This is a genomic window from Chryseobacterium sp. C2(2020) (genome assembly GCF_014218915.1).
In the GTDB taxonomy this organism is placed as follows: Bacteria; Bacteroidota; Bacteroidia; order Flavobacteriales; family Weeksellaceae; genus Chryseobacterium; species Chryseobacterium mucoviscidosis.
Genome location: NZ_JACLCT010000043.1, coordinates 16,964 through 32,911, shown reverse-complemented (window position 1 = coordinate 32,911; position 15,948 = coordinate 16,964). Strand labels below are relative to the sequence as shown.

At 37.3% G+C, this 15,948-nt stretch carries 9 protein-coding genes; 5 read left to right on the top strand and 4 right to left on the bottom strand.

Going from position 1 to position 15,948, the window contains the following annotated elements:
* Positions 1-64 precede the first annotated feature (64 nt).
* From H6W52_RS18365 to H6W52_RS18355, 3 genes are all read right to left on the bottom strand, one after another.
* Positions 65-1,594, bottom strand: coding sequence for an IS1182 family transposase (locus tag H6W52_RS18365; RefSeq protein WP_194304410.1), 1,530 nt, complete (start codon positions 1,592-1,594; stop codon positions 65-67).
* Positions 1,595-1,688: 94 nt separating this feature from the next.
* Positions 1,689-2,033 (bottom strand): phosphomannose isomerase type II C-terminal cupin domain, encoded by a 345-nt coding sequence (locus H6W52_RS18360; protein ID WP_076390574.1) that lies wholly within the window; start codon positions 2,031-2,033, stop codon positions 1,689-1,691.
* A gap of 16 nt (positions 2,034-2,049) precedes the next feature.
* Entirely contained in the window at positions 2,050-2,985 is a 936-nt protein-coding gene (locus H6W52_RS18355; protein ID WP_116100117.1) for a glycosyl transferase family 90, read from the bottom strand.
* A gap of 338 nt (positions 2,986-3,323) precedes the next feature.
* Between H6W52_RS18355 and gltX the strand changes: the two genes are divergently transcribed.
* On the top strand, positions 3,324-4,829 hold the full coding sequence (gene gltX, locus H6W52_RS18350) for a glutamate--tRNA ligase (RefSeq protein WP_116100116.1): 1,506 nt from the start codon (positions 3,324-3,326) through the stop codon (positions 4,827-4,829).
* Between the two features lie 47 nt (positions 4,830-4,876).
* Positions 4,877-5,833, top strand: coding sequence for an acetyl-CoA carboxylase carboxyltransferase subunit alpha (locus tag H6W52_RS18345; protein WP_076390571.1), 957 nt, complete (start codon positions 4,877-4,879; stop codon positions 5,831-5,833).
* A gap of 60 nt (positions 5,834-5,893) precedes the next feature.
* On the opposite strand, the gene H6W52_RS18340 is transcribed toward H6W52_RS18345, so the two are convergent.
* Entirely contained in the window at positions 5,894-6,592 is a 699-nt protein-coding gene (locus H6W52_RS18340; protein WP_116100115.1) for a DUF6759 domain-containing protein, read from the bottom strand.
* Between the two features lie 145 nt (positions 6,593-6,737).
* Between H6W52_RS18340 and tsf the strand changes: the two genes are divergently transcribed.
* The 3 genes from tsf (at position 6,738) to H6W52_RS18325 (ending at position 15,901) form a co-directional block, all read left to right on the top strand.
* Entirely contained in the window at positions 6,738-7,562 is an 825-nt protein-coding gene (gene tsf / locus H6W52_RS18335) for a translation elongation factor Ts (RefSeq protein ID WP_116100114.1), read from the top strand.
* A gap of 251 nt (positions 7,563-7,813) precedes the next feature.
* Positions 7,814-12,346: a gliding motility-associated C-terminal domain-containing protein gene (locus tag H6W52_RS18330; protein ID WP_185216883.1), complete on the top strand. Its 4,533-nt coding sequence runs from the start codon at positions 7,814-7,816 to the stop codon at positions 12,344-12,346.
* 195 nt (positions 12,347-12,541) lie between these two features.
* Positions 12,542-15,901 carry a T9SS type B sorting domain-containing protein gene (locus H6W52_RS18325; protein ID WP_116100135.1) on the top strand — a complete coding sequence of 1,120 codons (3,360 nt, stop codon included), beginning with the start codon at positions 12,542-12,544 and terminating at the stop codon, positions 15,899-15,901.
* The last annotated feature ends 47 nt before the right edge of the window (positions 15,902-15,948 follow it).

The window sequence follows — 15,948 nt, the reverse complement described above, 5'->3', positions numbered from 1 at the left end:
CGAACTGGATAAATGCATAGATGGCAAGGAAAACTAAATATAATTCAATATTTTAGCGTCGAGTTCACGTTAAATTATGGGCTAAAGCGTGTAATCCGAACTCCAATTCTACTTTTTTCAGTCCTTTAAGTGTGAATCGCTTAAAATTATTGCAATGTTTGAGGTGGGCAAACACAGGTTCTACTTCAACCGAACGTTGTTTGCGTTTTTTAATGCCTTCTTCGCTTTTTAAAAGTTCCCGGATTTTTTCTTTGTAATCCTCCAGATGATGGTTTCGCTCAATGCTCCGGTTTTCTTTCGAACTGTGGCAAACGCCTCTAATTGGGCATCCATCACAATTTTTTGCTTGATAATGCGAGAGTCTTTGAGGGTAACCGGTCTTGGTTTTCCGGGTGCTTTCGTGAGTTTTCTCCATTTTTTGTCCCATCGGACAAACATAAAAATCTTCTTCCTTATTATAATGCAGATTTCCTTTGCTGAATGTTTTGTGTTTTGCCTGATAATGGGCATCCTGCTCTTTATCGAAGGTGTTGTACTTTACAAACGGAGTGATTTGGTTTTGTTCCAGTAATTCATAGTTCTGCTCGCTTCCGTAACCCGCATCGGCAGTGAGTTCTTCTAATTTAGCCCATCTTTTTTCTCCATACAGTTTTTTGAAATTTTCTAAATGATGCTCCAGAGTATTGAAGTCGTTGGTCTCTTGATGAATTGTGTAATTTACAATAAACTGATTTTCGGTAGAAATCTGCGCATTATAAGCAGGTTTGAGCTGTCCGTTCATATGGTCATCCTTCATTCTCATAAAAGTGGCGTCTTCATCAGTCTTGCTATAGGAATTCCTCTCTGCCAAAACCGCTTCCTGAACTTCGTATTTACCGAGATTTTTCTCAAAATTGTTTTTAATGTAATTCAGCTTGGCTTTGGCTTTCTTGTCGGAATCGGTTTTACCGTTGCTGCCTTTCAATTTGGCATTGATATTTTCTACCGTTTGCTGAATTTTTTCTTTGCTGATTTCTTTAAACTCCGGTGGTTCAGGGTCTTTGTCCTCTTCCCTTGCCACGCTTTGGGAATATTTCCAGAGTTCCTCCAGCTGCCGAAGCATCTTTTCTTTATTGGTTTTAATGGCATTTGCCCAAACAAAAGTGTAGCGGTTTGCCTGTGCTTCGATTTTCGTTCCGTCCACAAAAACCTGTCTCAAACTTACCCAACCTTCTTCGGCAAGAAGCAAAACCACTTGCGAGAAAATATCTTTAAAAGCCGCTTCAAGCTTGTGAGCCCGAAATCTGTTCACGGTATTATGATCCACGATGCTCATATTGGAGAGCCACATGAAGTTGATGTTTTCGCGAAGTGCTTTTTCGATTTTCCGAGAGGAATAAATGTTGTTCATATAGGCAAAAACCATCACCTTGAGCATCATCACGGGATGATAGCTGGGATTTCCCTCTTTGCTGTAGGCTTTTAGAAGAGGGGCTATATTGATCCTCTCCAAAATATCATTGACAATCCGAACAGGATGATTATTGGGAATCAACTCCTCAAAACTATACGGAAATAACACAGTCTGATTTTGGTTATAATATTTGAAATTCATATGCAAATATCTGATTGTCAGGTATAAATGTACAAAAATTTAAAATAATAACCAAGAAAAATCCGCCTCAAGTTGTGAGACGGATTCTTTATTCTTAATTCCTGTCATATTCATCCTCAAGCCTCACAATATCGTCCTCTCCGAAATACGTTCCGGTCTGTACTTCAATAAAAACGACCGGCTTATCCGAAAGATTCATTATTCTGTGTTTCGCACCAAGAGGTATAAAAATACTTTCACCGTAAGATAAACTGATCTCCTTATCATCCAGAACGATGGTCGCATTACCTTCAATAATCGTCCACTGTTCCTGTCTTTTATGATGATACTGGTAAGATAATTTCTGCCCCGGATTTACTTCTATTCTTTTCAGCTTATAATGTGGCTCATCCGCTAAAACATAATATTTTCCCCAAGGTCTTTCTCCGATTTCTAGCATATCTGTCTAATAATTTTTAGCGAATGTAGTTAAAATATTTTTTCAATACCAAAAGTGATATTAAATTTTCAACATTTTTATCATTAAACTGCGCTCTGTATTCTTTGGCATTTCTGATTATTTCCAGAGCTTCATTTTCATGATCGATGTAATACTGAAGCTTTTCCTCAAGATTTTCATAATTCTCATCAATCCCGATAAAATGTACATCTGGTTTTAAAGTTCCTTCCATATACCATGTTTCCATCTTTAAAGGCGGCGAAACGGCAATAGAATTAGAAGACATGATCCATTTTAAATTCGTGGCAACATCATTTCCTTCAAGGCTTAAAATAAATTTACTTTTTAAATGCTCCCCGATCGAAATCTTAGGTTTTATCCACTCCTTGTTTCCGTTTTTGTTTACCTGTCCCAGATCACAAAGCGGATTGTTAAAATACTTTTCATAAAATCTTTTTCGGTGCTCCTGATGAACTGCCGCTCTGCCAATCATGATATTTTTCTTTTCAGAAAAATTCAGACTGTCCTTTACAGATACGAAATGTCTTGCTTTGTCCAGATTCAGTAAAATATTGTTTTCATTATTTCCGTGAATAGGGCGGCTTTTCGTTATTTTGGGAAAATCAAGGATGGTATTGACATCACCAAATGCAAAATCAATCTTTAAATCCTTTGGAAAATATCTTGCATACTCATAAGTATCAAAATAGTAGGCTTTCGGAGTTTTAGGCTTCAAAAGATCTGCGATTGTAGTTCCGGAATGATTTACTTGGGTTTCCGATGAAATTTTGTTGTAGTAGTCTACTCTTCTTTCAACTGTTGTAAGCTGTTCTTTGGAAACGGTTTTATAGAGATCATCAATCTTTTTTTCGAAAGATTTTACTGGAAATAATCCTCTTGCAAATCCCTGAATATAAAAAGATAACTTATTCTGTTTTTTAACTTGTGCCATGGTGAATTTAAAACTCCACAAAAATACAGCATTATATCTGTTATTTTTCGAAAAGTAAATTATTTTGAATGATTTTTATTATCCGAAAATTAAATCATTCAAATACATTATTAAATATGGTTATCCGAAATTGCCATCATTGAAAAACTTTTGAGTTCTTTGCTGAGTGAAACGCCTTTGCGAACTTAAAAAAGTTAGTAGTAAAAGAAAACTTCGCGGACTTTGCGTTAAAATTAAGTATTCTGATGAATTAAAGATAAGCAATTAAATTACTTTATCGCAAATAAATGTACCTTTTTATATTAGTTTAAGTAAATTTGCAAAAATTTTTATTTAAAATGGACAAAGTAAGAGTACGTTTTGCTCCAAGTCCTACGGGACCTTTACATTTAGGAGGCGTAAGAACCGCATTATACGATTATCTTTTTGCTAAAAATCAGGGAGGTGAATTTGTATTGAGAATTGAAGATACAGATACCGCAAGATACGTTGAAGGAGCAGAAGAATACATTGAAGAAGCCCTTGAATGGTGCGGAATTATTGCCGATGAAAGCCCGAAAAAGGGAGGAAAATTCGCTCCGTACAGACAATCTGAAAGAAGAGATATTTACGATAAATATACAGAGCAGATCTTAAAAACAGATTATGCTTACATTGCTTTTGATACCGCTGAAGAACTGGACGCGATCCGTGCTGAATATGAAGCAAGAGGCGAAGTTTTTTCTTATGACAATAAATCAAGAAACCGTTTGAGAAACAGTATTGCACTTTCTGAAGAGGAAGTTCAGAAATTGCTGGATGAAAAAACGCCGTATGTCGTGAGATTCAAAATGCCGATCGACAGAACATTAAATCTTGTAGACATCATCAGAGGAAATTCTTCCGTGAATACCAATACTTTAGACGATAAAGTTCTTGTAAAAAACGATGGAATGCCGACTTATCATTTCGCCAATATCATCGATGACCACGAAATGGAAATTTCTCACGTTATCCGTGGTGAAGAATGGCTGCCTTCTTTAGGACTACACACTTTATTATATGAAGCAATGGGTTGGGAAGCGCCTCAGTTTGCCCATCTTTCTTTGATTTTGAAGCCTGAAGGAAAAGGAAAACTAAGCAAAAGAGACGGCGATAAATTCGGGTTCCCTGTATTTCCTTTGAATTTTAAAGATCCTGCAACAGGAAATGTTTCCAAAGGATACAGAGAAAGCGGATATCTGCCTGAAGCATTCATCAATATGGTTGCACTTTTGGGCTGGTCTCCTGCAGACGATAAAGAAATTTTATCTCTGGATGAAATGGCAAAAGAATTTGATCTGAACAAAGTTCATAAAGCCGGAGCAAGATTCAGCAAGGAAAAAGCAGAATGGTTCAATCATCAGTACATCCAGAAAACTTCGGATGATGAATTATTGAATATTCTTAAAAATTCAGATTTAAATTTAACATTGTCAGACGACAAACTGTTAAAAGTGATTAAGCTGATGAAGGAAAGAGCTACTTTCCCGAAAGACATCTACGAAAACGGAAAGTTTTTCTTCGAAGCCCCCATTTCTTATGACGAAAAAGCATCCAAAAAAGCCTGGAATGATGAAACTTCGGCAATTTTAGGGGAATTGGCTTCAAATCTTGAAGGGGCTGATTTTAATGCTGAAAATCTTAAGCAGACGGTTCATGATTTCGCCGAAAATAAAGGTCTGGGGATGGGTAAAGTGATGATGCCTTTACGTTTATCGTTGGTTGGAGAACTGAAAGGACCAGACGTTCCGGATATCATGGAACTTATTGGAAAAGAGGAGACTATCTCCAGAATAAACAATGCTATCAATAATTTTAAATAGATTTTGATAATTTTTCATAAATTTGAAAGATTTAATTTACTTCAAGAATGGAATATTTAAGTTTCGAACTTCCTATAAAAGAATTAATGGACCAATACCAAACCTGTTCTTTAGTAGGAGAAGAAAGTGGTGTTGATGTAAAATTAGCATGTAGCCAGATCGAGGATAAAATCATAGAAAAGAAAAAAGAAATCTATGGAAATCTTACCCCTTGGCAAAGAGTACAACTTTCCCGTCATCCGGATCGTCCTTACACACTGGACTATATCCACGGAATGGTGGATAAAGGCAGTTTCTTAGAACTTCACGGAGACAGAAATTTCGCAGATGATCCTGCCATGATCGGTGGTTTAGCAACCCTGGACGGTCAGAAAGTAATGATCATCGGAACTCAGAAAGGAAGAACTACAAAAGAAAGACAGCACAGAAGATTCGGAATGCCGAATCCTGAAGGATACAGAAAAGCTTTAAGACTGATGAAGCTTGCAGAAAAATTCAGAATTCCTGTAATTACTTTGGTAGATACACCGGGAGCTTATCCTGGTCTTGAAGCGGAAGAAAGAGGACAGGGAGAAGCAATTGCAAGAAACATTTTCGAAATGACGATGCTTAAAACTCCTATTTTCACCTACATTATTGGTGAAGGAGCGAGTGGCGGAGCTTTGGGAATTGGTGTAGGAAACAAAGTATATATGTTGGAAAACACTTGGTATACGGTAATTGCACCGGAAAGCTGTTCATCTATCCTTTGGAGAAACTGGGATCATAAAGAAGATGCGGCAAACGCTCTGAACCTGACTCCGAAAGATGCTTTAAGAGAAAAATTCATCGACGGAATTGTGGAAGAACCTCTTGGCGGAGCGCATTACGATCCGGAAACAACGTATCTGAACCTTAAAAATTCAATATTGCAGAACATCAAAGCTTTTTCAAAATTCACTGGAAAAGAACTTGAAACCCAGAGACAGGAGAAATTCATTGCGATGGGGCAATTTAAAGGATAAAATATAAAACCGGTTAAGAAAATTTCTTAACCGGTTTTTTTAGCTCTTTTCTCTATTCAATTATTCACTCAGATTCAGCTCAATCTCAATATCTTTATTAATCTTTTTCAGGGACGAATATTTGGCATCACAAACCATTGTGGTTAAAATATATTCCCCTTTTTCTACCAATAAAAAGTTTTGTCCGTTTGCCGGAACATCCAAATTATAATATTTTTTCCCGTTGATCTTTACAATCAGATTACATTTAGACCTGTTTTTAATATTGATATACGCTTCCTTATCCATCGGATCATTATTAAAAAGATGGGTTAGCATGGCTGCTGTCTTTTTATTCTGTTCACTTGCTCCGGAAGATTTTTTAGCCGATCCGGCAACACTCGCGTAGTTTACCGTTCTTTCCGCTTTGGAAGCATTGGCAGCAATGGTTTTAGAATTATTCAGGCTGTTGTTATCCAAAACCATCTGTTTTATTTTATCTTCACTTAAGGGTTTAATGGTTGGCTTGGCTTCAGGAGAATTTCCTGCCGTGATGATGGCAATCAGTTTTCTTTTGAAATAATCTGTTTTGGCATGTCCGGGATTTTGTTTCAGGAATCCTGCAATCACTCTTGCTTCCGCAGTGGTTTCCGCATCATTTTCTGTATAAATGATGGCGGTTTCCTTTTCCACGATGCCTTTGGATTTCGCTTTTTTCTTTTTTTGCGAAAACCCGAGAGTGAAAATGCATAAAAATATGAGGAGAAATATTTTTTTCATTAAGTAAGCATTTAAAAATTTATTAAATATACAAATAACGCAAAAAGTCATTTTTTAGTTTATCATTAAAATCATTATCTTTGCATCGCTTTAAAATTAAGCTAAAAATTAATACTAATCTTAAATAAAAAAAATAATAGATATTATGTCTTATACACCAGCTGCTGCAGACGTAGCAAAATTGAGAAACCAAACAGGTGCAGGTATGATGGACTGCAAAAAAGCTTTAGTTGAAGCTGAAGGAGATTTCGAAAAAGCGGTAGATATCCTTAGAAAAAAAGGACAGAAAGTTGCTGCTAACAGAGCTGACAGAGAGTCTACTGAAGGTGCAGTAATCGCTAGAGTAAACGAAGATAACACGTTAGGTGCTATTATCTCTTTAAACTGTGAGACTGACTTCGTAGGTAAAAACGAAGCTTTCATCGAGCTAGCTTATGAATTGGCTGAAATGGCAATTTTTGCTGCTTCTAAAGAAGAATTATTGGCTACAGATTTCCACGGAATTACTGTTGCTGAAAAATTAATCGAGCAAACAGGTGTTATCGGTGAAAAAATCGAGATCGGTGCATTCGAAAGAATTACAGGTCCTTATTTAGGAGCTTACATCCACGCTGGAAACAAAATCGCTGCCATCACTTCTCTTTCTGCAAAAGTAGACGGAGCAGACGAAGTTGCAAAATCTGTTTCTATGCAGGCTGCTGCGATGAACCCAATTGCTCTAGACGAAACTTCTGTTTCTCAGGAAACAATCGATAAAGAATTGGAAATCGAAAGACACAAACTTGTAGAAGAAGGAAAACCTGCAAACATTATCGATAATATTCTTAAAGGTAAAATGCAGAGATTCTACAAAGACAACACTTTGGTACACCAAGATTTCATCAAAGACAGCTCTATGTCAGTTGCTGACTATGTGAAGTCTGTAAATGCAGATCTTAAAGTAACAGGATTTATCAGAATCAGCCTATAATCTTTTTAAGATTTAAAAATATTGATCCCGGTGATTTTTTCACCGGGATTTTTTGTGCTTAAAAATAACAAAACCGTCTAAATATTAACCCATTATTAAATATTTAAAATTTACATCAAATGGAGTTATTTGGATAAAAATCATCATAAAAAATTGATTATTAATGCTTAGATTTGCAGCCCTTATTATTAGACATGAAAAAATTTCTACTAATCTTTTGCTCTTTTTTTTATTTAATTCTCAATGCTCAATTGGATACAGAACACTGGTTTGCGCCAATGTCGGCAAGTTCGCTTCAGGGTACTCCGGAATGCTATCTGTATTTATCCACCAATGAAACGACTCCGTTTTCGGTTCAGATTTACAACAACAATACGGTGTTTTCTACCGTTCAGGTGAGTAAAAACAATCCGGTACAAGTTACAATCCCGAGTAATTATATGATTGCCTCTACTCTATCCAATCTTTTTACACAGAGATCAATGGGATTACAGGTAAAAGGTCCTAAAAAATTCTTCGCCAATTTCAGATTTGCAGTTCCCAATCAGGCAGAAATTATCACTTCCAAAGGTTTGGCAGGAATCGGGAAAAACTTTTTCGTAGGCGTTGCCCCGAATACAACCGCAAAACCTTACGTTAATTCAACCATTGGATTTATTGCGACGGAAGACAATACAACCGTTACCTTATCCGGCTACAATCCGAACGTTATTTTCTCCGACGGTACTTCATCGCCCACAAGAACTTTTACCATCAATAAAGGGAAATCATATATTATTGAAGCTCAGAGTGATTTGTCCTCAAGCAATTTAACAGGATTAGTAGGCGCAAAAATTACTGCCAACAAACCTATTTCGGTAACCAACGGTAACTTCAACAGTATCTACACCACACAAAACAACAGCAATGTGGATATTCTGATGGATCAGGCTGTTCCTGTGGAAAGATTAGGAAAAACATTTGCCTTGGTAAAAGGAAACGGACCTGCCAATTCCGGAATGGAAGCTGCTTTAGTAATCGCTACTGAAAACAACACCAAACTTACAGTAAACGGAAACCTTTTAGGAAGTGTTACACTGAATGCAGGACAATATTACATTGTTCAGGGAACCAGCTATATCAATCAGGGGAACGGACATTACAACATGAGTATTTCTGCCAATAATAATGTCTATGTTTACCAACTTCTTGCAGGAACTTCAGGAAGTACGGTATATGCAACCGGCGGAATGAATTTCATCCCTCCTTTAAGCTGTTTTTTACCTAAAGAAATTAACGAAATCGGCTTTATCAATAAAATAGGAAGCAATTCTTTTGATACCAAACTTAATATCATTACCCAGGCAGGAGCCAATGTAACGTTTAACGGAAGTGCCATCGGCGCGATCAGCGGACCTTATCCTGTAACAGGAAATCCGGGTTGGGTAACGTATTCTCTTCAGGGCGTTAACGGAAATGTCACAGTAAATTCCACCCTTCCTGTTACGGCAGGAATTGCAGCCGGAAACGGTGCAGTAGGTTACGGGGGGTATTTTGCAGGGTTTTCATCTGTTCCAGCGATTACAAAAACCGGCGACTGCTACGCAGGAATTTTTTTACAGGTTGATAACAATTACGACACTTATCAATGGTTTTTAAACGGAAATCCAATTTCGGGAGCCACTTCTTTCTCAATCAATCCAGAATTGTACGGAGCCGGAGATTATACCTGTTTAATTACAAAAAACAACTGTGAAACCAGATTAACAGGAGTTTACAGCTATACTTTATGTCCTCCGATTTCTACAACAACCTACAATATCGGGTCTTGTAACACAAAAGTGATTACTCCGGCGTTTACGAATTCTACACAGACTATCGTTCCATCGCTTACCAGTATCATTTCACCGCCAACATCGGGAACTGCTACGGTAAATCCAACAACAGGACAAATTACTTATACCCCCAATCCTTCTGCAACGAACACTACCGATAATTTTATATGTTATGTTCAGGGGAATGGAAATCCTTTCGATTTTGAATATTTTAAAATCATTATTAATACAAATGTTTTACAAGTAAACAACGGTTCTTTAGCATCCTGTGCAGGAACCAACGGAAACGGAATTTATAATTTAACCACAGCTAACGTTTCTTCTGATCCGGGAGTGACGGTAACCTATTTTACCAATTCAAATTTAACCGGACAGATTACCAATCCTGCGACGTATTCCGGACCGGCAGGAACTGTTTATGCCAATGTGACTTCACAGTATGGCTGTTCAAAAACCGCTCAGATTACATTAACTTTAAATGCTTTACCGAATGTTAATAATGTTTCTCTGGCTTCATGTACGGGAACAGGTGGAAACGGAATATTCAATTTAACTTCAGCCAACGTTTCTTCTGATCCGGGAGTTACGGTAACGTATTTTACGAATTCTAATCTGACGGGGCAGATTACGAATCCTGCAACCTATTCAGGTCCGGCAGGAATTATTTATGCGAATGTAACTTCCGCAAACGGATGTTCTAAAACCGCTCAGATCACTTTAACATTAAATTCTTTACCCAACACGAATAACGCGACTTTAGCATCTTGCGCAGGAACCAATGGAAACGGAACGTTTAATTTAACTTCAGCCAGCGTTTCTTCTGATCCGGGAATTACAGTAACCTATTTTACCAATTCTAATTTAACAGGACAGATTACCAATCCTGCGAATTATTCGGGGACTTCAGGAATTATTTATGCCAATGTAACTTCTGCAGCAGGCTGTTCAAAAGCAGCTCAGATTATTTTAACGGTAAATCCTTTGCCTACTGTTACGAATGCTACTTTATCTTCGTGCGCAGGAACCAACGGAAACGGAATTTATAATTTAACCACAGCTAACGTTTCTTCTGATCCGGGAGTGACGGTAACCTATTTTACCAATTCAAATTTAACCGGACAGATTACCAATCCTGCGACGTATTCCGGACCGGCAGGAACTGTTTATGCCAATGTGACTTCACAGTACGGTTGTTCAAAAACCGCTCAGATTACATTAACTTTAAATGCTTTACCGAATGTTAATAATGTATCTCTGGCTTCATGTACGGGAACAGGAGGAAACGGAATGTTCAATTTAACTTCATCCAACGTTTCTTCTGATCCGGGAATTACGGTGACGTATTTTACGAATTCTAATCTGACAGGACAAATAACTAATCCTGCAACCTATTCAGGTCCATCAGGAATTATTTATGCGAATGTGACTTCTGCCAACGGATGTTCGAAAACTGCTCAGATCACTTTAACGGTAAATTCTTTACCCAACACGAATAACGCGACTTTAACATCTTGTGCCGGAAACAACGGAAACGGAACTTTCAATTTAACTTCAGCTAACGTTTCTTCTGATCCGGGAGTTACAGTAACTTATTTTACCAATTCTAATTTAACCGGACAGATTGCAAACCCGGCGAATTATTCAGGACTGGCGGGAATTATTTATGCAAATATCACTTCTGCGAATGGATGTTCCAGACAGGCACAGATCACTTTAACAACCACTCCATCGCCAAATATCAATACGGCAAATTATAACGCCAGTCTTTGTGATGATAATTTTGACGGAATCGTTAACGTGAATTTTTCAACCGTAACCCCTCAGATTGTTACCAATGCTGGGAATTTTACGGTAAGATATTATTTGAATCAGGCAGATGCAAATGCCGGAAATGGTAACACTCTGCCTGTAAACTGGACGTATACAGCAAATACAACCGTTTATGTAAGAGTAGATACAGCGGGAGGAAGCTGTCCTCCGGCTTTCGGACAGATTAATTTTAAAATCGGAAATAAAATTACGTTGCTTACCAACGTCGTGAATATGGATGTTTGCGATAATGATCTTAACGGTTCTGAAAATGCAAATCTTAATGACTATAAAAATTTATTTACCACTAATCCTGCCATTACTTTAACTTTTCATGGCACTTTAGCGGATGCTCAGAATGGCACTAACACAATTCCTGCAAATCAGACAATTACTTCACCAAAAACGTTCTATGTAAGATTTGTAAGCGGAACTGAATGTCCGAATACAGGAGTTATTAATGTAACGCTTAAATCGCCTAAAAAATCCAGTCAGCTTACTGACAAAGTGGTTTGTTCCACAGAAAAAGTGGTATTGGATCCGGGTGCGGAATTCAGTTCATATACATGGAGTACGGGAGCAACTACTCAGACCATTCTTGCTGGTGCGGGAACGTATTATGTAGATTTAGGTTTTAACGGCTGTGTTTACCGTCAGTTTGTTAATGTAACGACTTCGCATGCTCCGACAATTACCAGCATCAACGTAACGGCTTCTAATGCAACAGTAAATGTTACAGGCGGAACACCTCCTTATCAGTACTCGTTAAACGGAATAGATTATCAGACTTCCAATACATTTATCGGTCTTTCAAGAGGAATTCATACCGTTTATGTACTTGGAAAAGATGGCTGTTCACCTGTGGTTAAGGAGTTTTTAATTGTAAATATTATCAATGCAATTACCCCGAACGGAGACGGCATCAATGATGTTCTCAATTATTCTGATCTGAAAATAAAACAAAACGTGTCGATTGAAATTTCTGACAGATATGGAGCTGCTGTTTATAAATCTACAGATAAAAGCTATATCTGGGACGGAAAATCAGGAGGGCGACCTCTTCCGACAGGAACTTACTGGTATATTTTAAAATGGATTGAACCCGATACAAAACTTCCAGTTTCCTATTCCGGATGGATTTTGATAAAAAACAGAGAATAACTTTTTAATTCACCAAAAAATATTAATCCTGATGATTTTAATTCATCAGGATTTTTTATTAACATTACAGTATATTCTCAATTATTAAAAAAATATTAAATATTCAACAATATTAGCAATTATAGAAATTACTAATTAAATTTTATGTAAAAAATTGACTTTTAATACTTACATTTGCATCCCTTATTGAGAAATATGAAAAAACTTTTACTAACCATTTGTACATTTCTTTGTTTATTATTCAATGCACAGCTTGATACCGATCATTGGTTTGCTCCAATGGCTTCAAAGTCTGGCACAGGGAATCTTCAGGGATATTTATATTTATCCACCAATGAAACCACTCCTTTCAGTGTACAGATTTATAATAGCAATGCTCTCTATACAACAGTGCAGGTTAGTAAAGGAAATCCCGCTCAGGTAAATATTCCAAACAGTTTTTTAATTACTACTAATCCGTCGGATTTATTTAGCCCAAATTCAATGGGAGTTTACCTGAAAGGAACAAAAAAATTCTTCGCCAATTACAGATTTTCGGTTCCAAGTCATGCTGAAATTATTACCTCTAAAGGTTTAGCAGGTCTTGGGAAGACATTTTATGTAGGAATGGCACCTATTACCGGTGCTGCAACTTATGTCAACTCTACTATAGGAGTTACTGCTACAGAAGACAATACTAATGTTGTAATATCAGGATATAATCCCAATGTTGTTTTCTCAGATGGCTCCTCAAGCCCCACAAAAACATTTACCTTAAATAAAGGAGAATCCTATATCGTAGATGCTTTAAGTACAGATTCGGCAGTGAATCTTGATGGGTTAATCGGGGCGAAAATACAATCTTCGAAACCGATTTCCGTTACCAACGGAAATTTTAACGGAATTTATACCAATTTAAATTTCACCAACAACGATATCCTTATGGATCAGGCAGCTCCTACAGACAGACTGGGAAAAGAATTTGTTGTGGTAAAAGGAAACGGAACCATACTTTCCGAAATGGAAACCGCATTGATTGTAGCCACACAAAACAACACCCAGATTACAATTAATGGTATTGCTACAGGAATTACACTGAATGAGGGACAATATTACATGGTTCCAAGTAATAATTATATACAGCACGGAACCGGAGATAATTATAACATGAGCATTTCTGCCAATAATAACATCTATGTTTATCAGTTATTAGCGGGAGTTTCTTCTACAACCGGAGGAAATGAATACGCTACAGGAGGAATGAATTTCATCCCGCCTTTGAGTTGCTTTATGCCCAACAAAGTAGATGAAATAGGATTTATCAATCAAATCGGAAGCCAGACTTTTAATACCCGCCTCAATATTATCACCCAAACCGGAGCAACCGTAACTTTAAACGGAAATCCGATTGCTACAGCTAACGGACCTTATCCTGTAAACGGAAATCCTAACTGGGTAACCTATACTGTTCCTAATATTACTGGTACCATTACCGTAAACTCTACCAAATCCGTAACAGCAGGAATTGCAGCAGGAAGCGGCGCAGTAGGTTACGGAGGTTATTTTGCAGGGTTTTCTTCTGTACCTGTAATTTCAAAAACCGGAGATTGCTATCTCGGAATTTTGCTTCAGGTAGATAACACGTACGATAATTATCAATGGTATCTGAATGGAAATCCTATTCCGGGAGCCACTTCATATTCCGTCAATCCTGAATTATACGGCGCAGGAAACTACACCTGTATGGTTTCTAAAAACAATTGTGGTTCTTTGCTTACTGATGCCTATTCCTATACATTGTGTCCTCCGATCACAACGACAACGTATAACATTGGTTCATGCAATACAAAAGTGATTACACCTGTATTCACAAATTCTACACAGACCATTGTTCCGGGTAATACAAGCATTATTTTAGCTCCCATTTCCGGAACAGCAACCGTTAATTCTGCAACGGGGCAAATTACCTATACTCCCAATGCAGGACTTACAGCAGATACAACAGATAGTTTCATTTACTATATAGAAGGAAACGGAAGTCCTGCAAGCTTTGAATATTTTAAAATTATCATCAATACAGATGTTTTGCAGACAACAAACGCATCATTAACTTCATGCGCAGATTCCAACGGAAATGGAACGTTTAACTTAACCTCAGCTAATGTAACACCAGATTCGGGAACTACGGTACAGTATTTTACTAATGCAGCATTAACAGGAACTCCAATTGCAGCACCCGGAAATTATTCAGGACCGGCTGGAACGATTTATGCAAACGTAACATCTTCTTACGGGTGTAAAAAAGTAGCACAGATTACTTTAACGACCACTCCTTCTCCAAACATCAATACAGGCAATTATAACGCAACGCTTTGTGATGATAATTTTGATGGCATCGTGAATGTAAATTTCCCAAGCATCACTTCTGTTATTGTCACCAATTCTGCAAATTTCAATGTAAGATATTATTTACTTCAGGCTGATGCCAATGCAGGTAATAATAATACACTTCCTGCAAACTGGACCTATACAGCCAACACAACTGTTTATGTGAGAGTAGACGCGCTTACCGGAAGCTGCCCTGCTGTCTTTGGTCAGATTAACTTTACCATAGGAAACAGAATTACCTTAATTACAGGAAATGCTACAACAGATGTTTGTGATAGTGATATCAGCGGCTCTGAAACGGTAAATTTAAATGATTATAAAAATCTTTTTACAGCGAATGCAGGAGTAAGTCTTACGTTCTACTCTACATTGGCTAATGCACAGGCGGGAACCAATGCTATTTCACCGAACCAGAATATTTCTGCTCTTAGCAATACTTTCTACATCAGATTTACTTCCGCTACAGAATGTCCGAGTACCGGCGTTTTAACAATTAATTTAAAAACACCAAAAAAATCTACCCGACTTGCCGATAAAGTAGTATGTCTTAACGATACAACAACATTAGATGCAGGTTCAGGATTTACTTCCTATTCCTGGAGTACCGGAGCCACTACACAATCTATCATTGCGGGAGCGGGAAATTATTATGTAGATCTTGGATTTAACGGATGCGTGTACAGACAGTATGTGAAGATCACAACTGCTGAATCTCCTGTTATTTCTAAAATTGAAGTTTCCGGATATAATGCTACCATTACCGTTACCGGAGGAACTCCTCCATATCAATATTCATTAAACGGAATAGACTATCAGACATCTAATATTTTTACAGGTCTTTCCAGAGGAATGCACACTGTTTATGTTTTAAGTAAAGACGGATGCTCTCCGGTTATTAAAGAATTTTTAGTGTTAAATCTTATCAATGCGATTACTCCGAACGGAGACGGACTTAACGACGTACTGGATTATTCCGACTTAAGAATTAAACAAAATGTTTCAATCGAAGTCGTAGATCGTTACGGAGCTCCCGTATACAGATCATCTGATAAAAATTATATCTGGGACGGAAAAATTAATGGCAGACCCTTATCAACAGGCACATACTGGTATTTATTAAAATGGAATGAACCTGACACAAAATTACCGGTTTCATACTCCGGATGGTTATTAATTAAGAATCGTTAATAATTTTTAAACTTTCTTTTATTTTTCGTTAACATTTATTAAATATT